This window comes from Peribacillus sp. B-H-3 (genome assembly GCF_048572925.1).
In the GTDB taxonomy this organism is placed as follows: Bacteria; Bacillota; Bacilli; order Bacillales; family DSM-1321; genus Peribacillus.
This window is the reverse complement of sequence record NZ_CP183879.1, coordinates 900370-920902: the sequence shown is the minus strand read 5'-3', so window position 1 is coordinate 920902 and position 20533 is coordinate 900370. Positions and strand designations below refer to the sequence as shown.

Annotated in this window: 22 protein-coding genes; 6 read left to right on the top strand and 16 right to left on the bottom strand. The window is 40.9% G+C overall.

Annotated features, from left to right (window positions below; genetic code table 11):
* Positions 1–6: 6 nt before the first annotated feature.
* The 9 genes from ACN6MY_RS04545 to ACN6MY_RS04505 form a co-directional block, all read right to left on the bottom strand.
* Positions 7–1122 (bottom strand): FtsW/RodA/SpoVE family cell cycle protein, encoded by a 1116-nt coding sequence (locus ACN6MY_RS04545; RefSeq protein ID WP_419882926.1) that lies wholly within the window; start codon positions 1120–1122, stop codon positions 7–9.
* Positions 1088–1273: a hypothetical protein gene (locus tag ACN6MY_RS04540; RefSeq protein ID WP_419882925.1), complete on the bottom strand. Its 186-nt coding sequence runs from the start codon at positions 1271–1273 to the stop codon at positions 1088–1090. Before ACN6MY_RS04540 ends, ACN6MY_RS04545 begins: the two co-directional genes overlap by 35 nt.
* A complete protein-coding gene (locus ACN6MY_RS04535; protein WP_419884072.1) occupies positions 1274–1681 on the bottom strand; it encodes a PadR family transcriptional regulator in 408 nt (135 codons plus the stop codon).
* Complete coding sequence (locus ACN6MY_RS04530; protein WP_419884071.1) at positions 1677–2207, bottom strand: sigma-70 family RNA polymerase sigma factor; 531 nt, start codon at positions 2205–2207, stop codon at positions 1677–1679. The genes ACN6MY_RS04535 and ACN6MY_RS04530 overlap by 5 nt, the downstream gene beginning before the upstream one ends.
* 161 nt (positions 2208–2368) lie before the next feature.
* Positions 2369–3007, bottom strand: coding sequence for a FusB/FusC family EF-G-binding protein (locus ACN6MY_RS04525; protein WP_419882924.1), 639 nt, complete (start codon positions 3005–3007; stop codon positions 2369–2371).
* A gap of 472 nt (positions 3008–3479) precedes the next feature.
* Positions 3480–3743, bottom strand: a complete 264-nt coding sequence (locus tag ACN6MY_RS04520) for a CD3324 family protein (RefSeq protein ID WP_419882923.1) — start codon at positions 3741–3743, stop codon at positions 3480–3482.
* A 252-nt stretch (positions 3744–3995) separates the two neighbouring features.
* On the bottom strand, positions 3996–4715 hold the full coding sequence (locus tag ACN6MY_RS04515; RefSeq protein WP_419882922.1) for a YebC/PmpR family DNA-binding transcriptional regulator: 720 nt from the start codon (positions 4713–4715) through the stop codon (positions 3996–3998).
* A 478-nt stretch (positions 4716–5193) separates the two neighbouring features.
* Positions 5194–5397, bottom strand: a complete 204-nt coding sequence (locus ACN6MY_RS04510; protein WP_419882921.1) for a hypothetical protein — start codon at positions 5395–5397, stop codon at positions 5194–5196.
* Positions 5398–5873: 476 nt separating this feature from the next.
* On the bottom strand, positions 5874–6482 hold the full coding sequence (locus tag ACN6MY_RS04505) for an SAM-dependent methyltransferase (RefSeq protein ID WP_419882920.1): 609 nt from the start codon (positions 6480–6482) through the stop codon (positions 5874–5876).
* A 192-nt stretch (positions 6483–6674) separates the two neighbouring features.
* Between ACN6MY_RS04505 and ACN6MY_RS04500 the strand changes: the two genes are divergently transcribed.
* Complete coding sequence (locus ACN6MY_RS04500) at positions 6675–7283, top strand: hypothetical protein (RefSeq protein ID WP_419882919.1); 609 nt, start codon at positions 6675–6677, stop codon at positions 7281–7283.
* 108 nt (positions 7284–7391) lie between these two features.
* Here the strand turns inward: ACN6MY_RS04500 and ACN6MY_RS04495 are convergent, their stop codons facing one another.
* From ACN6MY_RS04495 to ACN6MY_RS04485, 3 genes are all read right to left on the bottom strand, one after another.
* On the bottom strand, positions 7392–8228 hold the full coding sequence (locus ACN6MY_RS04495) for a MerR family transcriptional regulator (protein WP_419882918.1): 837 nt from the start codon (positions 8226–8228) through the stop codon (positions 7392–7394).
* Positions 8229–8260: 32 nt separating this feature from the next.
* A complete protein-coding gene (locus ACN6MY_RS04490) occupies positions 8261–9430 on the bottom strand; it encodes an MFS transporter (RefSeq protein ID WP_419882917.1) in 1170 nt (389 codons plus the stop codon).
* Positions 9431–9615: 185 nt separating this feature from the next.
* Entirely contained in the window at positions 9616–10875 is a 1260-nt protein-coding gene (locus ACN6MY_RS04485; RefSeq protein WP_419882916.1) for a cytochrome P450, read from the bottom strand.
* 217 nt (positions 10876–11092) lie between these two features.
* Between ACN6MY_RS04485 and ACN6MY_RS04480 the strand changes: the two genes are divergently transcribed.
* On the top strand, positions 11093–11974 hold the full coding sequence (locus ACN6MY_RS04480) for an SMP-30/gluconolactonase/LRE family protein (protein ID WP_419882915.1): 882 nt from the start codon (positions 11093–11095) through the stop codon (positions 11972–11974).
* A gap of 41 nt (positions 11975–12015) precedes the next feature.
* Here the strand turns inward: ACN6MY_RS04480 and ACN6MY_RS04475 are convergent, their stop codons facing one another.
* The gene (locus ACN6MY_RS04475; RefSeq protein ID WP_419884070.1) at positions 12016–12993 is read right to left on the bottom strand and encodes a ring-cleaving dioxygenase; all 978 of its coding nucleotides are present in this window, start codon (positions 12991–12993) and stop codon (positions 12016–12018) included.
* Positions 12994–13314: 321 nt separating this feature from the next.
* On the opposite strand from ACN6MY_RS04475, the gene ACN6MY_RS04470 reads away from it, so the two are divergent.
* Both ACN6MY_RS04470 and ACN6MY_RS04465 read left to right on the top strand, forming a co-directional pair.
* A complete protein-coding gene (locus ACN6MY_RS04470; protein ID WP_419882914.1) occupies positions 13315–14025 on the top strand; it encodes an SDR family NAD(P)-dependent oxidoreductase in 711 nt (236 codons plus the stop codon).
* 28 nt (positions 14026–14053) lie between these two features.
* Positions 14054–14440 carry a MerR family transcriptional regulator gene (locus tag ACN6MY_RS04465; RefSeq protein WP_419882913.1) on the top strand — a complete coding sequence of 129 codons (387 nt, stop codon included), beginning with the start codon at positions 14054–14056 and terminating at the stop codon, positions 14438–14440.
* A 141-nt stretch (positions 14441–14581) separates the two neighbouring features.
* On the opposite strand, the gene ACN6MY_RS04460 is transcribed toward ACN6MY_RS04465, so the two are convergent.
* Both ACN6MY_RS04460 and ACN6MY_RS04455 read right to left on the bottom strand, forming a co-directional pair.
* Positions 14582–15745 (bottom strand): iron-containing alcohol dehydrogenase, encoded by a 1164-nt coding sequence (locus ACN6MY_RS04460; RefSeq protein WP_419882912.1) that lies wholly within the window; start codon positions 15743–15745, stop codon positions 14582–14584.
* A gap of 92 nt (positions 15746–15837) precedes the next feature.
* Positions 15838–16728, bottom strand: coding sequence for a LysR family transcriptional regulator (locus tag ACN6MY_RS04455; protein ID WP_419882911.1), 891 nt, complete (start codon positions 16726–16728; stop codon positions 15838–15840).
* Positions 16729–17147: 419 nt separating this feature from the next.
* Between ACN6MY_RS04455 and ACN6MY_RS04450 the strand changes: the two genes are divergently transcribed.
* Positions 17148–18509: an arsenic transporter gene (locus ACN6MY_RS04450; protein ID WP_419882910.1), complete on the top strand. Its 1362-nt coding sequence runs from the start codon at positions 17148–17150 to the stop codon at positions 18507–18509.
* Positions 18510–18536: 27 nt separating this feature from the next.
* Positions 18537–19208, top strand: coding sequence for a DUF2642 domain-containing protein (locus tag ACN6MY_RS04445; protein WP_419882909.1), 672 nt, complete (start codon positions 18537–18539; stop codon positions 19206–19208).
* A 430-nt stretch (positions 19209–19638) separates the two neighbouring features.
* Here the strand turns inward: ACN6MY_RS04445 and ACN6MY_RS04440 are convergent, their stop codons facing one another.
* Entirely contained in the window at positions 19639–20454 is an 816-nt protein-coding gene (locus tag ACN6MY_RS04440) for an alpha/beta fold hydrolase (protein ID WP_419882908.1), read from the bottom strand.
* Between the last annotated feature and the right edge of the window lie 79 nt (positions 20455–20533).

The window sequence follows — 20533 nt, the reverse complement described above, 5'->3', positions numbered from 1 at the left end:
CCTCTCTTACCTTTTCTCTGCAGAAAGACGGGCCGCGACCAGGTCCTTCTTTCGGTATACACTGAGTACAATTCCAACCACAGCAGCATTTAGCAATGTAGGCGCCAATCCATAGCTTATGAAAGGAAGAGACATCTCCGTCATAGGAAAAACACCCGCTGCCATACCAATATGGCAGGCAAACTGGACTGTAAAAAATGCAGCTGCACCAACAGTAAGAAGTTTCCCGTACCCATCCTCCACCTTTGAAATCATCATGGCCATTCTTACGGGAAACATGATGAGAATGAGCACAAGTACAGCAGCAAAAAGCCAGCCATAGCAGTAAGTGAAGCTAACGATGACAAAATTGGTGTAAGGCTCTGAAATAAAAAAGTCCTGAGGATTTGCGTGGCCAAACCATCCTGCCTGAGCCAGCAGCTTTTTAATATGCAGACTCATATATCCAGCATCACTGGGATATTGGGAAGGGTGCAAAAATGCCATAATCCTTGTTTTGTGATAATATCTCATAATATGCCAAGAAACGGTGCAGGCAATAACTAGCATCACTGCCGCTGCTGACCAGATTGCAAGTATGATTTTTCTTGAAAAAACACTTTTCCAAAGCATGATAAAAACCATAATGCTATAGATGAAGGCTGCAGAAATATTGGGAACATAATAGAACAAAATAACTGGCACCAGAAACAAAGGAATAAAATGCCAAATTTTAAATTTGCTGTTATTCATAAAAGAAGCCCATGCTAAGTAAAAGAAGGGAATTGCCATAATGCTTTCTAAATTAATCGGCCCAAATTTCAAATGAGCCTTTCCATTAATCGTTATATTAGAAAAGAAATCAATTCCAATCAGAAAAATTACTCCAGCCGTATAAAACTGCCACCCGGATTTTTTCCATTTCCTGTAATCCGTCTTCATCAGCACAAATGCAACCGCTGCGCTGATCAATACCATGATTACTTTTGATGAGATATACCGGGGAGCATTCAAGAAACCCGGAATAAACATCGGCAAAAATCCAAGGCACAAAACCGTACAAAGCAAGCTTAACAAGTACCAGTCTGGCTTTGGACGGTGAACCCTGTTAAGCTGCTGTCCAAGCTCTGCCGGGCTGCCCATCCTCAGCTTCAGTATCTGTCATGCCCATTTGAAGAAAGCCCTTTTTCGCTTCCTCCAAATGATAGCCTAATTCCTCTGACACATACTGTTTCGCTTCTTTAGACCGGATATGGGCAATGACCTCGCTTATAAAAGAATTTTTATCAGCCATTTATGCCTCACCTCTCAGCCAGTTTCTTGAAAACCGCTCAAGTTTTGCAGTTTTTTCTGCTTTCCGCAGTACCTTTTTGCCTTTGTCCGTCAGCTGATACAGCTTCGCAGATTCATTCCAGGCTGACTGCAAAATCCCTGCCTGCTCCAGCTGATGCAATACGGTATATAAAGAACCTTCATTGTCCTCGAATTTTTTAATGCCCCGGCTCCGTAATTGCTTGGCCAATACAAACCCTGTTTTTTCATGAACCGTCAGCTGCATGACTGCAAGTAAAATATCTTCTTCCCTATCTTTGCCCCTGCTGATTTTTTCCCGGATTTCTGCGGCATGATCCCTGGTAAATTGAAGGTCCTTGAACGCTGTTTCTTCCATGGATTTTCGAAGCCCTTTTAAACGTTCATCAATCATGCTGATCCTCCATTCCTTCCTTAAGAAGCTTTTTAGCCTTCCTGAGCCGCGTTTTTACGGTATTCTCCTTCGTCTCTATCAAACCTGCAATCTCTTTAATTGGCAATTCCTCAAAATAATACAAATAAACCACTTCACGATATTCAATCGGCAGGCTCATTACCTCGGAAACCAGGCGGCTTCCCTCATCCTTCTGAATAACCGCTTCTTCCACTTCATCACCTTTAGTGGACATTTTCGACGGCTTTTCTTCAGAAACCAAAACCCGTTTGTTATACCAGCTTTTCAGATAATCCTTGCAAGTATTAATCGCAATCCGCCACAGCCATGTTCTAAGCTTCGATTTTCCGGTATATGTATGAAGGGATTTATAGCACTTGATAAAGATATCCTGTGTTAAATCCTCGGCAATTTCTTTACTGTTCACATACGAATAAGCAAGCTGCAATACTTCCTGTCCATATCTTTTCATGATTTCATCAATCAGTTCATCACTATCTGCATGTTCAAATACGTCAAGCATTAAATCCTCCACCTCTGCCCCTCCTCTCTATAACTTAGACGAGGCAGTACATTGAAAAGTTTTCCTTATTTTCTATTTTACTGAAAAAAAGACACAAAAAGGGCCAAGAATCCATTTTAAGGTGTCTTGGCCTCTTATTTTTGAACATTCCATGTATAACATTACCCATTCAGGCGCTCAAAAAAATCATGTAATTTATCAAGTGATTTCAGATGTTGATTGCAGATTATACTGTCCACGCAAATATAGTTTCCTCTTTTAATGAAGGTATCCCTGCCTGACCCTTTTGCCTCCGACACGAATAAGCCAAGTTCCTGGAAACTGCTGCATAGCGCGCACATACCTTTTTGATTGCTGCTGCGGAAAGTTCCGTGCAGGCCAGCAAACTTATCGCCCTGCTGTATGATGAGATATTTTCTGTTAGAGCCTCCATCATTCCATCCTAAATAAGAAACTTCACGAAGATCCCATTCTTCAATAGAAGGAACCCGCAGCTTCTTTACCTTCCGGAACAATTTCTTAATGCCTTCCTCTGAAATAGATTTAAAAGGAATTACATAAGGATAGAGTCTATCAACATAAGCATCCGCATGCGCCTTATCCTCAACCTTATGAATGGCTTCAATCAGCTGTGTTTGTTCCTCGTTTAAATCACTGAACAAGCCCGCAGCTTTTTCCTTTGCAATATCCTTAACCGTGCGGCGGACATTCAGGTCGTTTGCTGTCGCATGGCCATTTATAATAATCTGTGTCTGATATTTAATAAAGTTATACTGGTCACTCCTAATGAAAGGTTCCATACCAATCCCTCCCTGCTCTCCACTATAAAAGAAAAGCAAATGACAGTAAATGGAGAAAATGAATGCAAATCAAACTGTACCTAAAAATTTTACCGCATTAAAGGCGTACAGTGTGCCAGCTATCCTTCACTTACATAAGGAAAACCATGATAATATTAATGATTACTATAGTAATGAGAAATCCCAGTATGAACTTTTTAGCCGTGGCACTCATACTGCCTTTTTGTACTCCCCAATAAATTAATATTGAAATTATTACTACTATTAATAGAACTGCGGTTTGCATGTTTTCACCCCCTATTGTTATGTCCAAATAGTTTTTGATTATGTCAAATAAATCACAACATATAAACTTTCGATTTTCATAAATGGGACTCCAGAAAATGGCCCCGGTACAATACCGGGGCCATTCCATAGGATTTAGGCTCTATTATCAGAATTTCATTTGATAGTCCATATGATTGCCATATTCTTATTTGGAGTAAACTATTTTTTTTATCGTTTCAATGGAAAGGCAATATTCCTCAGATAACTGACAAATGCTGCTGCCGCTCTTAAAAGCAGTCTTTATTGAGGCATTTCTGTCATCAATCATCTTTCGGCTTCCAGAACGCGCACCCCACTTTTGGTATGCCGCTTCTGGCTTTGGAATATAAATGGTTTCTCCTTGAACATACTTTTGAATTTCAAGTATCAGCTTTTCAGGTAGTATAGCGGTTGCTTTCACATATTTCATTTCTGCCAGCCCCTTATTTTTAATCCAATGAAATAAGGTGCAAAGCCGAATAGATGAAAGGCAATATACGCTTACTTGGGCGATTTGTTTAAAGTAGAAGACCGCCCCATGCAAAGTATCGCCATTTCAAGATCAGGCTTTGCATGAGACGCTGCAGAGTTCGGCATAGAAATTGCCATTGCTGCACCTCCCTAAAAGTTAGTTAAAAAGCGCAAGCACCATAATAGGCGCTTGCGCAGCATTATACATGCATTATTCTCCAAAGTCTACGTTGTGGTAGACCTGCTGTACATCATCAAGATCCTCAAGCGCATCAATCATTTTCTCGAATTGTGCCTGTGCATCTGCAGGGAGTTCCAGATCATTTTGTGCCAGCATTGTCAACTCAGCCACTGTAAACTCAGTGATTCCAGCGCTCTTGAAAGCTTCCTGGACAGCATTGAATTGATCTGGCTCTGCATACACGATCACAGAATCTTCTTCTTCGATGATATCCCGAACATCCACATCTGCTTCCATCAGAAGTTCAAGCACTTCATCTGCAGTTTTGCCTTCAACGCCAAAGACCGCCGTTGCATCAAACATGTACGTAACCGATCCGCTCACACCCATGTTTCCGCCATTCTTGCCGAATGCCGCACGCACATCAGAAGCTGTGCGGTTTACGTTATTTGTCAAAGCATCAACAATGACCATTGATCCGTTCGGGCCAAATCCTTCATAGCGAAGCTCGTCATAGCTTTCCTCTGAGCCGCCCTTTGCCTTTTCGATTGCACGGTCAATGATGGTTTTCGGCACACTGTAGGTTTTTGCGCGCTCCAGCACAACCTTCAGTGCAGTATTTGATTCCGGATCCGGCTCACCCTGCTTGGCTGCCACATAAATCTCGCGGCCAAACTTGGCATAAATACGGCTAGTATTCGCATCCTTTGAAGCTTTCTTCTCTTTAATATTGTTCCATTTACGTCCCATTGGGTTCCACTCTCTTTCGGGTTCACAATATGATTAAATAAACTAAGCCAATGCTGCATGCTTCTTTGGTATCGCAGAAGTCCCCATGGGGCACTTCCCAGCTTTTGCATTCTCCTATATTATACCTCATCTGTACATGGTCTTTCGAGTTTTATACCTAAAAATGTTTTGAAGTATTCTTGGCGCTTTGAATGCACCGGAGCTGACCATTAATTTTGGATCTGGCTCGAATGACAAGCTATTTGGCTCTAATGGCGCTTAATCTCGCTCTAATCACACATGATTTGGCTCGAATGAAGGCTGATTTGGATTTATTATCCATTTTATTTCCAATTTTAATGTTGAATGGCCCAGATATTTAATAAAGGCTGTTTTCGTAAACTTTGTTGCTATGGAACAAGGGGTTGATTTCCGCTCCAGGATGCTCGCTTCAATCAACCTGCCTTAACAATGGAATCGCCTCACAGAACACATTAAATTAAAAAACAACAATCTTTAAGAAAAGAGCCTTAATAAAAGGTGCCCATAAAGCCGAATCGCTCATATCTTTTTTGATTCTGCTCACAACGCACGTCATTTTGCTAAAAAAATCTTGATTGTGGCATAATTGAACTTCAATTTCCCCCAGCAAAAAAACCAAGCAAAGAATTCCTGGCCTGGTTTTAACATTTTTCATATCCATGAAAATCAATGACCCTATAATAGTTTTGTGACATTTTTTCAACATTATCATAGAAATCTTGATGTATGGCCTATATGGGTGTATCCTTGACAAAAAAAAATAGAGAAAGAAGTTTTTAAATTGAAGAGGCTCATTCTTTTTTTTGCGGCTGTAATTATCGGCTGCTCGCTCGGACATCAAATAAATGGCGGCTACCGCGATCCCCGCAAATCCCGGATTAAATATATCCGCATGAAGTAGCTTCTCTCATACTTTCATCGGGAACGCTCACATTGGCTTTTAATTGGATAAGGTTAATCAGGCCCCTGCCTCGGAACGATTTACATGTGGCTGCACTCCCTCTGAATCGTTCCCTCAGGTTTTGCATGAATTCCTTCTCGCTAAAAATAACCCCATCCTATATAACCTTTGCGGTATTACACAAATAGCCCCCTCATTTAAGCTTCTAGTTAGAATCGGGTTCTAGCTTCTCCCCTTCAATATGCCAAACGGTAGATTAAAAACTTTTCAAAAGGATTGCTTTCGTATAATCCCGGCAGCAGAACTTGTTCCCTCAATTCAAATGCTGTTTGATTTTCAAGGAAAAAAGTATAATCCTCTGACCCGTAATATAAAATCAATTCTATTTCCCTCTTATTTTCTTCCACAGACTGCAGAATATTTTTGACCACACCCATGAAAATCTGGACTGAAAATGGATTGAAAAAATAAAACACATTATCAGCAGGGTGGATTTCATAATTTTGTGCCAGCGTGCACTGAAACTGGATTCTTTCCGGGGCATGCCGATTTTTCTTTTGATAGCTTTTCCTGTTTTCCAATGCTTCCCGGTAAAAGTTTTCATCCATTTCAATGCCGGTAACATGAGCACTGAATAGATGGTGTATGTAAAAGTTCAAGCGCCCTTTTCCGCAGCCGAAATCTACAATCCTATCACTGCTTTCCAGTTCATGCTGAGTAAATAAATGCTCAAGAGCGCTGTACGGCGTGGGCTCGTAGCGGTGATAGTGCAGCGACTGATGAAATCCCTTCTGATCTCCGCCCGTTTTAATATTCAGCAATGCATCATAATACTTTTCGTTCATAGCTAAACTCCTGACTGATGGCTTTCTTTGTAATCTATTATACCTTATTCTTTCTTCCTTTAAAGGAACGCTCTATTATGATAGGCACTCTCTAATCTGCAATGTTCCCATATTGCCAAAACAGTGATTAACAGGTGCTCGAAATACCATTTTCTGTTAATATTTAACTATGCGATTGGAGGGAAAAATGCAATGAAGCGAGTTCGTTTTGAACCGAGGGCAGAGTACTATGACGAAAGCATTTCTAATATTGATGAGCAGATTTGTGCATTGCTGAAACAGCGCAGGAAACAATCAAATAGCAATCCTGGTTTTCCGGCTGCAGAGCTTCTCAAAAGTTGGGCAAGTGAATATGGACTGTATGAAGATTTACTACATGGCTTATTTTCAATGCTAAGAGATGAAGAAACCTTTCGGCCTATTGTTGAACCAAATCAGTACCGGAAACTCCTGCCAGTCCTTAAACTAGTGGAAAAAGAAGATTCCATATACTCCGTTACCTTTATAAAACAGTATGATAATGCAAGTGTCGTAAATCTGAATATTGATCGTGAGATTGCATCAGGCCCGCCTGAGGAACGCGAAAACCGGTTTCACGGTTTTTGGGAGCTTAAGATCAGCGGAGATTATTACTGCAGAATGACTGGCGGTGGCGGATCAGATGGACATATATCTTACCAATTCGTCGTTTCTCCTCCATTGCCGGACAACCTATCCGGACTGGAATTAGTGTTCACTGAAAACCGCAATCCTTTTTTTGACAAGCGGGCAGGGCAGGAAATAGCAGTACTGCTTGACTAGGTATCACGAACCGGGCTTTTTAAAAGAACGATTTACACTAGCAAGCAAGGCAGCACTAGGGAGCTTTGATATAACACCAAAAGGCCGATTCATAGAAATCGGCTTTGGTTATTTACTTACCTGAATCTTCATCTCAACGATATATTCTTCACTTTGATTCGGTGAATAATGGCTGGGTGAGAACACCTCATATATGTCACTGATTACTGTGAAATGGTGATCCTCAGTATGAGAAATCAGCTTTTGCAGGCTTTTAAAATAGCTTTCTGGCGAGTAAATAAAGGCAATACATACATATTTCCCGCTTGGAATAGAGGATATTTCCACATTCTGAGGAAGAGATAATTCTTGTTTGGCTGTTAATACCGGCATAAACAATTTCATGTATCTGATTTCTTCAGCCTGCACATAAGGCTGATAGGAGAAAATAGCACCCTCCCCATTATTCAGAAATCCATCGATTGATTCTATTGTATGTTTAAGTTTGCTGTAAAAAGCATTCAGAAATTCCTTCTGCGAGATCCCGTCCGCCTCGACCTGGATAATACGCATTTCCTCTTCTTCGAGGATAAATACTTCACCCAATACCGGATAGTCCTTTTGCCGCTGCATTCTTTTTTTCACATTTGCGATGTTTTGTTCAATCTCCAATAAGTAATCTACCTTTTCCCGCACGATTTTCTCTTGTTCTGTCAGAAATGTAAATAATTCATCTGTTTTTAGTTCCTGGGCTTTTTTCATTTCCTCTAATGGTGTCCCAATATACTTGAGTGATTTAATCAGGTCAAGGCGGTATAGCTGAGAATCCTTATAATAACGGTAGTTTGTTCCGGGATCCACATAGGAAGGTTTAAACAAATTTATCTTATCGTAATAACGGAGGGCTTTAATCGATATGTTTGCAAGCTTTGAAACCTCGCCGATTGTATATAATGTTTCCCTCAATATGGCCGCCCCCCCTAAATGCCTCTTCATTGTTAATTTGTACTGTAGGTATGCTCCTTCTTTTTCCATACATACGTTAGCCCAATTCCAGCTGTTAAAAAGGCCGTTGCAAAATAGAATGGATAATTCAAGTCAATATCGAATAAAATGCCGCCAATGGCTGGGCCAAAGACATTGCCGATGCTAGTGAACATCGAATTCATTCCGCCGACAAACCCTTGTTCCTTGCCGGCAATTTTAGATAGATACGTCGTAAGTGCAGGGCGCATGATATCGAAGCCAATGAATACCGTTACTGTCACAAGTAAAATGGCAAGGTATGAGCTGACGAATGTCAGCAGTACAACCAAGGCAGTAGAAAAAATCATACTATAGCGGATAAGACGGATTTCTCCAAGCCATGCTGTTAAGCGGCCAAATAAAGACAATTGGACGATCGCCCCCGCAATGGCGCCGCCTGTAATAATGATGGCAATGTCCTTTGGTGTAAAACCGAATTTATGATCAACAAATAAAGAAAATAACGATTCAAATGAAGCTAAACCAAAGGATGAAATAAAGATAATCAAAAAAGCGGTAAAATATAATGGAGAGAAAATACGCTTCAGCTTTTTTTCTTGTCCCGCTTTCTCTTCGTTTTCAGGATTTCTCTTTGGTTCTTTTAAGGCAATCATGGTTAACACTGCGGCTACCGCCCCAAGACCTGCTGCAAAAAAGAATGGCAGGCGAGTGCTGATGTCCCCTAAAAATCCGCCTATTCCCGGACCGATAATAAAGCCTGTTGAAATGGCTGCAGACATATATCCCATCGCTTTCGGCCGAGTTTTGAGAGTGGTAATGTCTGAAATAAATGCTGTTATCGCCGGCATGATGAAGGCAGCACCTGCTCCGCCCAGCATACGGGAAAGGAACAGCACTTGTGATGTTTTTCCGATTCCAAATAAAAGCTCTGAAGCGCTGAAAATAAGCAGGCCGATAAGAATCATCTTTTTTCGCCCAAACCTGTCAGCCCAATGGCCTGAAATGGGAGACACAATTAACTGGGTTAATGCAAAAGCCGACACCATGTAACCGACTGCTGCGCCGGACAAATGCAATTCATTCATAATCTTTGGCGTTACAGGTATAACAAGGCCAATGCCTAAAAATGCGATGAATAAATTTAATAATAAAATAAACATTGTTGAGTTTTGTTTTTGCATGATGCTTCCCCTTTATCTTACACTGATATCTTTCAATATAAAGTCTACCCTTAGGGGAGAGTCAATATATTTGCAAAAGAATCGCATCCAGCACTTTATAATGGTATGTCAAAAAGCCGGTTTCCCCGGGGTAAGGAAGGAATCGGCTTCTTGGATTGATCATGTATTTTTTGCTGAATTATGAATTAGAGGCGGATCTTAACCTGCCTGAGCACCACTTTACTTTCAGGAATACTTGGCATCTTGACCATGCTGTAGCTCAAATCCTGGGCAGGAACCGTGTACTCCAGCTTATTCACAAGATAATCCAGACTCGCCTTCAGCACCTCAACCGTGACCCATTCACCTGCACAGCGATGTCCCATAAAATAATCGCCTCCTCCCTGAGGTATGAAGCTGAAGGGGCTGCTTTCCCAGTCAGCGAAACGCCCGGGATTGAACACATCGGGACTGTCCCAGATTTGCGGGTCATGGTTTGTCCCATAAAGATCGAGCAATGTTAAGGTGCCTTCTTCAAATTTATCATCTCGCCAGATAAAGTCCTTTTTTACCAGTGCTGCAGCAAAAGGAAAAAAAGGATAAAAGCGGCGGACTTCCTGTACAAACATTTGCGCATAGTTTTCATTATCAGATCTAAGCTTTTCCCTTTCATCCGGATAATGATGGACCGCCAGCACAAGGAAGTTGATGAATACAGAAATAGCCACAATCGGCCTCAAAATATTAAGCACCTCCACCGCAGCGGTTTCGGTATCCAGAAGGTTCCCCTCCAAGTCCAGATGCCAGGAAAAAGTATGAAGAGCAGTACCTTCCGGAGGATTCACCTTTCCCTCGCGAACCTTATCAACAAGCTCTCCAATCCACTTCTCAGCATGGTTGCGCGAATGCCTTCCCTGCCAATGGGCAGGACCAGCTGCCGCTGCAGATTCATACATGGCAGCCAAATCCTTGGCCAGCCTTATCTCTTCTTCCTCAGGAACCATAACCCCAGCCCAATGGCATGCAGTCCGGCACATTATTGTCTGTGCTTCTTCATATAGTATTACTTCATCCATTCCTTCCCAGCTTTGTGCGGCCAGCTCCCACTGCTTTGTGACAATGCCTGTCAGTTCGCTAATTCTATCAGGAGACATAAGGGACATAAACATTGCCTTCCGGTGCTTATGATCCTGCCCATCCAGTCCCTGAACACCATTTTTCCCAAACAAAGTTTCCTTGGCCCGATTCGGTGCAGCCCCCTCTCTTTTAAACTTCTCAGAATCATAAAAAATCTCCGCCGCTTCCTTCCCTCCCATGCAAATCGCTTTCTGTCCAAGCAGCCGGGTTTCAAAAATATCAGACTGCATGCTGTAACGCTTGCTTAAAATGTACGAATACCCTTCCTTTAATAGGCCCAGCGTATGATCTAATCCGCTGTCCTTCGGCAATTGGCCTTTATTCGGCATGCATATCAGCTCCAATGTATGTTTTGATTCTTCTATGTTATTCCCATTTTCATTCCAATTGGAAACACACAATGTTAATTGAATTGTAAGGATAAACAGGAATGAAAATATAAGAACCAGAACCCTGAACAGTTTATGCCGCGTGAATTTGTGGAAAAGTGGGATAGGCGATTTTTTCGATACGCTAGGATTCAAAAATTGGTGGAGGGGTTTTAGTATGACAGGAAAAGCAGAATTAGTATGTGACGCAAAAGCTGTACTTGGTGAGGGGCCTTGCTGGGATTCGGAGAAACAACTATTGTATTGGGTAAATATTGAAAAGAAAAAGGTATGTATTTTCGATCCAGCTGCAAGTGAAAACCGCGAAATCCAGCTTGAAGAACGTGTCAGCGCTATTGTTCCAAGAACCAGTGGCGGAGCAGTTATCACGCTAGAAAACGGGTTTTATTTTTTAGATTTGGAAACAGAAAAAATTTCCAGGATCAGCGAACCTGAAATCCATTTGACAAATAACAGATTCAATGACGGAAAATGCGACAGCAAAGGCCGTTTTTGGGCTGGAACCATGGACAAGTCGGACAATAAGGAACAAGGTGCTCTTTATTGCTTGGATACAGATCTCAGAACAATAAAAAAGTGGGATAAATTAAGCTTATCAAATGGATTGGCCTGGTCTCCCGATAACAAATTTTTCTATCTGATCGATACTCCTACTAAAAAGGTGCTGCGCTTTGATTTTCATATTTTCACGGGAGGTATTGAAAATCCGGTTGAGATTATTGATTTTCAAGAGGAGCAAGGAATGCCCGATGGAATGACCATTGACGATGAGGGCATGCTTTGGATAGCCCACTGGGGCGGTTCTAAAGTATCCAGATGGAATCCGCAAACCGGAAAACAAGTGTCCTCTATTGAGGTTCCAGCGTTGAATGTCACTTCATGTACCTTTGGCGGAAAAGATTTAAGTGAATTATATATCACGACAGCAAGAGATGGAATGAGCGATGAACAGCTTGCAAAGTATCCTTTGTCTGGAGGATTGTTCAAAGTTAAAACTGGGGTTAAAGGTCTTCCAGCATACACTTTTAATGACAAATAAAAAAGCGGCGGAACTCCAATTACGGATTCCGCCGCTTCTTTTTATTCTTTCACAAATTCCTTCGTGCTTCTTACAGTATCGATTGGACGCACCATTGCTTCGATTTGTTCGCGTTTATTTTCGAGAAACGGTGGAAGGGACAATTTTTCGCCAAGCGTTTCGTATGGCTCGTCTCCCATGAAACCTGGTCCGTCTGTAGCAAATTCAAAAAGAATCTGCGGTGCTACTCTCGCGTACAATGATTCGAAGAAGTGGCGGTCCACATAGCCTGAGGTATGGAATCCGAAGCTTTCCATACGAGTGATCCATTCTTCTAAAACAGAGCGGTCTTCAACGCGGAATGCCGCATGGTGTACGGTTCCGAAGCCCTGCTGTGCCTGCGGAAGAACATTATTATGTTCAACGATGACAGATGCCCCGTTTCCTCCCTCACCTACTTCAAACAGATGGAATGAGCCTTCTTTAGCGATTTCCTTGAACATTAAAACCTTTTCCATCATTTCCTTGAAGTAATCAAACTGAGCGATGCGGACAAAAATCGGCCCAAGGCCAGTAATGGCATATTCCAAAGGGATTGGACCCTTTTGCCATGGTATGCCGGCTTGTACCCCTTCATTTTTCTCATCTGAAATCAATTGGTACTGCTGGTCATCAAAGTCTGTGAATGAAATCACCTTTTTGCCGAATTGCTCCTTAATGCCCGTGTGCTCGACCTTAAGACGGTCAAAACGTTTTACCCAGTAATCCAGCGCTGCATCACTTGGTACGCGGAAGCCTGTTTTTGAAATCTCATTCGTTCCATGTATGCCTTTAGGGATGCCAGGGAAATCAAAAAATGTCATATCTGTTCCCGGTCCGCCTACATCGTCCGCGAAGAATAAATGATACGTTTGAATGTCATCCTGGTTGACCGTTTTCTTTACCAATCGCATGCCCAGCACATATGTGAAGAACTCATAATTCTTTTCTGCACTGCTAGTAATAGCTGTAACGTGGTGTATTCCTTTTAAATGATTCATCATTGTATTCCTCCAATAAACTGCCATTATATTTTTGCCTTAACCTGTATTCCTTCATAATTCCCTGTTTACAGAAGTACAAATCATTTATCTATTTTCAATTCATATATCTTTAATTCGAGATAATAATATCATGCTATCCAAACTCTGTCAATCAATTGATAAGCATTTAAATGGCCTTGAAGCTGCTTATTATTCCCGTTGTCTGGAAACTATGTTGAGTAATACTATATTCTTTCCGTCAAACAAACTTAAATAAATCCTTGACCTAAACCTAGGTATAGGCTATATCTTTTCAATATAGAGATTGGAGGAATTAATATGACAAAGTTTGCTTTTGTAACAGGCGCTAATAAAGGGATAGGGTATGACATTGTCCATCAATTAGCTAATAATGACTTTCAAGTATTTTTAGGAGCCCGCAGTGAAGAACTCGGACAGCAAGCTGTAAAGTCTTTATGCCTTTCAAATGTTTCGTTCATCCAAGTTGATATTTCCGATTCACAGTCCATTCAAAACTCTGTAAATAAAATTCTCGAAGTTACAAATCACTTGGACTTACTAATTAATAACGCCGGTATCTCATTGGATCATCATACTTTGCCCAGTGAATTAAAATTAGAAACACTGCGCCAAGAATTCGATGTTAACTTCTTTGGAACATTTCAAATGATACAGGCTTTCATGCCATTAGTTAAAAAAGCTCAAGGAGGTAAAATTGTCAACGTAACTACAGATATGTCTTCACAAACAATGTTTGATAACGGAGAAGTTGCCCCAATCAATGCATTAGGCTATAATTCATCAAAAACTGCTGTCAATGCTTTGACATTAGCTTTCGGAAAAGAATTTGGTGCTGATGGCCCTGAAATATTTGGCGTTACACCAGGCTTTACCACAACTGATCTTAATGGAAATGCACCAGGCGGCAATACAACGGCAGAAAGTGCACACATCATTACTGCCTATGCATTAAGCGACAAAAACTATAACGGAAAAATACTGGATAAAAACGGAATTATTCCTTGGTAACACAATAATCCCTATAAGGAAGACTGTTATGAATTATACAATCGGGCAAGCTGCAAAAATAAATCAGCTAACCATTTCTCAATTGCGCTACTATGATAATCAAGGTTTGCTGCCTTTTCTTAAAAGAAACGAAAAGGGAGACCGGATTTTTGACGAAGGTGCCCTAAAGTTTCTAGACATGATTTTATGCTTAAAAAACACGGGAATGCCAATCAAAAAAATCAAACAGTTCATTGAATGGACAATGAATGGGGATGAGGATACACTTCCTCAACGATTAGAAATGATGAAGCAGCAAGAAAACAGCATACTGCAGCAAATTCGCGAAACTCAGGAAAACCTGATGAAGATTCAGCAGAAAATTATAAAATATGAACATGAAATGACTATAAAAGACACTAATAAATCTTTATAGAAGAAGGTTAAAGAACTGCTGATTGAAGATGGATTAGCAGGCGAGACCAGCAGGAGTGCAAGGAACCTTTTACGGATACGGCAAAAAAAGGCCAAACGTTCAGGCTGAACGTTTGGCCTTTAGTATATTATACGTTACACATTATAGAGATCTTTTTAAGATATCACGGACACTAGCATGGTCCATTTTTTTATACATTCCCACACCTGGCTTGATAAAGGTTTTCTCTGCAATTGCATCAAATTCCTTATCATCAATCCCATAGTCGCGCAATGTGCTTGGCGCACCTATTGAATTCCAGAAATCACGCAGAGCTTTAGCGCCTTCCTTTGCCAGTTCATATTCGCTTTTTCCTTCTGGTGAAATTCCAAAAACATTAACAGCCAGCTGTTTTACGCGGGAAGGATCTTCTTCAAGAACATGCTCCAGCCAGTTCGGGAAAAGAATCGCCAATCCGCCGCCATGGGGAATATCATAAATCGCTGAAATTGCATGTTCGATACGATGTGTCGCCCAGTCTCCCCCATCTGTTCCGTTTGCAAGAGAGCCATTGAAAGCTGTTGTGCTGATATACATCATTGTTTCTCTATGCTTAAAGGAATTGAGGTCCTCAAGCAATTTGGGAGCCGTTTCGATCGCTGTTCTCAAAAGTGATTCAATAAAGCCGTCAATCATCGGTGTGTTTTCCGTACGGTGGAAGTAACTTTCCAGTGCATGCGACATGCTGTCCACAATGCCATAAACGGTCTGGTCCCGCGGAACGGAGAAGGTGTAGCTTGGATCCAGGATTGAAAAAGCAGGGTATACGAGCATCGAGCCCCAGCCCAGCTTGTCTTTTGTTTCCCAGTTGGTGATAACGGAAACATCATTCATTTCAGAGCCGGTAGCAGCAAGTGTCAGAACAGTCCCAAAAGGAAGCGCCTCAGCAATGGGGGCTTTTCTCGTAATCAGCTCCCAGGCATCTCCATCATATTTAGCACCTGCAGAAATCGCCTTGGTACAGTCGATTACACTGCCTCCCCCGACCGCCAGCAAGAAATCGATTTTTTCTGTTTTACAGATATCTACTCCTCTATGTACAGTGGAAAGACGCGGATTTGGTTCAACACCTGATAACTCAAACACGTTTGCCTCAATTTTTTCAAGTTCATTGATGACATCATCATACACACCATTTTTTTTAATGCTTCCTCCGCCGTATACAAGCAGAACGTTCATGCCTTTTTTAAGCCCCGCTGATAATTGCCGGACTTCTCCCTTGCCAAAATATAATTTGGTCGGGTTATATTGTAAAAATGTATTCATTGCAGCACCTCATTTCAAATAGATTGCAGTACCATTCTAGCACAGACAAGACAACTATAATTATTGATGTTTATCGATATCAACTATCAAAATTATTGATTATGCTGATCTCTCTTTAGAAGTCCGATTAATTGATTCAGAGGCGGAGACAGCCACTTTTTCTTTTGGTAAATAATTTGGGTATATAATTTTGCTTGCTCATGATGAAATGGAAGCTCCACCACTTTGCCGCTCCCGATTTCATTTTTTACCGCAATCTCAGGCAATATAGCAATCCCCAGATTATCCGCTACACACTGCTTGATGGCTTCCAGGCTGCTAAATGAAATAACAGATTTCGGCTGCACACCTTCCTTTTGAAGAAGCTGTTCCAGCAGCACCCGGTACGGACAGCCTTCTTCTGTCAGTATCACTGTTTCCTCACTAAGCTCCTTCAAATCCATCTCATCCATTGCTTGCAGCCGATGGTCCGCAGCTGACACCATGACAAGCCTTTCCTCCCGAATCGGTATCGTGGTTAGCTCATGATGCTCTCTGTACCGGTCCAGTATAATACTGATATCAAACTTCCCCTCAAGCGTTCCTTCTGTTAAATTCGGACAAAGGCCAGCTTCCAGCAAAATCTTCAATTCCGGATGCTTTTCTTTAACCTGCTTAATGTAAGGGGTAATGAAATATGCCGCAAGCGACTCTACTGTCCCGATACGCAGCGTCCCTCTAAGATTGCTTTCCTTGGATAGCTTTTCTTCTGCTTCCTCAGTAAGGGCCAGAATTTTACCAACATAATAATAGAGCTCTTCACCTGACTGTGTCAGCCGCATCCTTCCCCCAGCCCTCTCAAAGAGCCTGACCCGGTAATGCTGCTCCAGCTTCTTGATTTGGGTAGTCACACTGGACTGGGCATAGCCCAGTGCCTCACCAGTTCTGGTATAACTCCCCCATCTTACAACTTCCTTGAAGGTATAAAAATAGTTTAAATCCACGAATTTCCTCCCATGTGTTATTACAAAGTACCACAGGAGTATTATAGATAAAATTGCAGGACTGTTCAAACCGCGGAAGCCTTCATTCAGAATTAGATGGCTGAAAGTCTCTGTTTTCACTAGTAAGCGTTTTTAAAATACAATCCACCTTAGTGAGTCCCAATTATCTTACTGAAATTCCAGTTCCTCTGAACAAAAGGTGATTTTATATTGGGGCATTTATATATAGACTCATGCGGAATTATGCAAAAACGGGTACAAACCTAAAGCCTGTCTTATTCGTGATACATATAAATATAGTACAACATTACAAGAGGGATAGATGGATGGGGGGGACAAGAGTGGACTTACTTAATGAGGAGGTTAGCTCGTCTCGTAGAAACATAAAGGAAAACTAGCTAGATGAAAGGAGAACAAATATGATTCATTTAACCGCCTGGATAACCATATTGACTTTTTTGGTTACCCTCGGATTTATTTTATGGAGACCTAGAGGGATAAATGAGGCCATACCTGCTGCTATAGGTGCGATTATTATTGTGCTTAGCGGGAGTGTTTCAATATCGGACCTGGGTATAATAGCCGGCACTATAAGTGGTGCAGCTATTACCATTGTAGCGACGATTGTCATGGCGATTGTTTTAGAAAGTTTTGGTTTCTTTAATTGGATGGCAGAAAAACTCGCTGCCAAAGCAAAGGGGTCAGGGATTCGCTTATTCTGGTATGTGAACCTTTTATGTTTTCTCATGACACTCTTTTTCAATAACGATGGCAGCATCTTAATCACAACCCCAATTCTAGTCATGTTATTAAATAACATGCGCTTAAAAAATCATCAAAAAATCCCTTATTTACTTTCAGGGGGCCTGATAGCCACCGCTTCTAGCGCTCCCATTGGTGTTAGCAATATTGTAAATCTAATCGCCCTGAAAATCGTGCATATGAGTTTGTATTTGCATACGGCAATGATGTTTGTACCTGCAACACTTGGCCTTCTCTTGCTAGTTGGGCTCCTGTTCCTTCGATTTTATAAAGTTTTACCGAAAACAATTCCTTCTACGGTAACTGGGCTTACACTTAAATCTTACCATCCGCTCAAAACAGGATATCAGCATACTTCAGAAAAAGAACGATCAAAATTCATGCGGAATGTTCTTCTATTCGTTTTTGCTGTACGCGTCAGTCTCTTTGTCGCTTCATTTGTGAACATTCCAGTCTCCCTTATGGCTGTTATCGGCTCGCTTATCCTTTTAATATGGAGATGGGCTTATTTAAAAATACCTCCTGGCGATATGCTAAAAAAAACGCCGTGGTATATTATCGTTTTCGCCTTTTGTATGTATGTTATTATTTACGGCTTGAATAACATTGGTTTAACGGACTGGCTGATTGGATTCATGCGCCCTATCGTATCTGGAAGCCTGCTCCATGCGAGTATCATGATGGGTATACTTCTTTCTGTACTTTCCAATATTTTTAATAATCACCCTGCCCTCATGGTCGGAACTCTCACTTTAACTCATATGCACCTAGATCTGCTCTCCTTAAAAATCGCCTATCTGGCAAACGTGATTGGCAGCGACATAGGATCATTACTGCTTCCTATGGGAACGCTCGCTACACTGATGTGGATGCATATTGTTAGAAAAGGAAAAGTAAGAATCACTTGGTGGGAGTATGTAAAAGTTACGGGTGTTGTGATTCCGCCTGTTCTTCTATTCACTTTAATCGTTTTATATTATTGGGTTTCTTGGCTTTTTGGCGGCGTTCTTCAACGATAAAATAATTTCTAGAAAAGGAGAATTAAGATGCAGATAGATTTTGCAGATTTAATAGGCAAGAAAATTGAGGTGGAAATTTCCGGAGGGAATTTTCACATAGGAAACCTGCTAGATGCTGGGCTGGACATCATTGTGCTATACGATGGACGTTCATTTATCTACATTCCAACGGTTCATATTCAGAGATTGAAAGAAGTCATCATCAAAGAGGAAGAAGATATCTCTTATGATCCTCCTTCAGATAATCCTATTGAAACTGATACTATATCCTTTCGTAAAGCATTAACGATTGCTAAAGGCTCGTTTGTTCAGGTTTACGTGACAGGGAATAAATCAATCCATGGCTATTTAACTAGTATTATGAATGACTATTTTGTTTTTCACTCCCCCGTGTACAAATCAATGCTTATTTCTATGAATCATGTAAAATGGCTAATTCCATACCCGCCAAATACAACGCCGTATTCCTTAAAAAGTGAAAATCTGCCCCTAATGCCCAAAATCGCTTCTTTAGCCAGGTCCTTTGACGAGCAGTTAAAAAAATTTGAAAATCAATTAATTATACTAGATGGAGGCGACCATCCTGAAAAAATTGGTTTACTCCAAAAGATACGAAATAACAAAATGACTCTGATAACAGCTGAAGGGGAAACGGTGTATCGGAATGTAGAGCACATTAAAACGATACAATTGCCGTAACATTCATGATGCGGACCTTGATTTACTCAACTTTATCCATAAATAAGCAGGTACGTGATGTACAAATTTATGCACAAAATAAAAAAATCCACCCTGTATGCCGCGGAGGATGGATTACTCATTCACTTCTAAAGTTCTTTTTTTAGACCGTAGCATTCAGGGCCATGGTCTTCTTTTATATTGTTCTACCTGCTGTTAACATATGTTTTTTGGTTTAATGTTGTTAATGTTAGAAGCAAATAATGTGATACAAAATACTTCTAAATAGTAAGAGATGGCATTAACCTTTGTTTCTCTGTTTATTTGTACAAATTCCCCTTAACTTATTTGCTTCTAAATTAACATCAATGGACAAACAGAAGGATGAAAAAACAGAGAAAAAAATTAGAGAACCAGCTTAACTTATATTTTCCCTTCTTTAACTTGAAGCTCACATGTCTTCTTTTACTCTTTCCAGCCAATCGATGATATGTAAAGTAAACAAGCGGGACTGCTCGATTTGCAAATTGTGGCCAGCTCTATCTAAAACAGCAAAAGTGGATCTTGGGAATTTATCCATCATTTCAATAGCATTTTGAAATCCAACAACAGAATCTTGTTTTCCCAGAAGAAATACACTGGGCTTCTCGAATTTGCCTTCATCGGGGCTGAACGAAAATCCATAATTATTCTGAATCTTAGATAAGAACTCTTGATCTGCTATTTTGCGGCCGGATAACACTTCACTGGAATATCGAAGCCAGTTGTATTCATCCAGAACAACTTGATTTTTGCTGAAATCCTCCGCTTCCTCTTCCGTCAATGTATCCATAAATTGATGATCTTTAAAGACAACTGTATGTTCAGGCAATATTCGATCTTCTTTTTCAGGAAAAATGACGGGACAAATAAACGCAGCACCCAAAATTTGTTCCCTCATATCCTTAATGATTCCTCTCGCGAGATAGCCGCCATAAGATTCCCCGGCAATCAGGAATGGCTGATCAGGTATTAAAGTCTCTATGAAGAGTAATACTGTTTCCGCCATTTCATCTGAATTCCTTATATGACTGTAGTTTTCTGTTTTCCCCATCCCAGGAAGGTCGATATAAATACGTCTCCACCCTGCACTATCTTTAAAAACAGGCTCCATACAGCCCTTCATTAATCTGTGATCCGGAGCAAACCCATGAATCATCAAGACCGGAATGCCTTCACCAATGTCTTCATAGTAAATATTCAATTGACCGACTTTGCAAAATGGCATAAATAACTCCCCCATGTTTATTATTAAGCTCCTGCATCATCTTCTATCAGCAACATTAAACTCCAGTAACTTCAAAGGA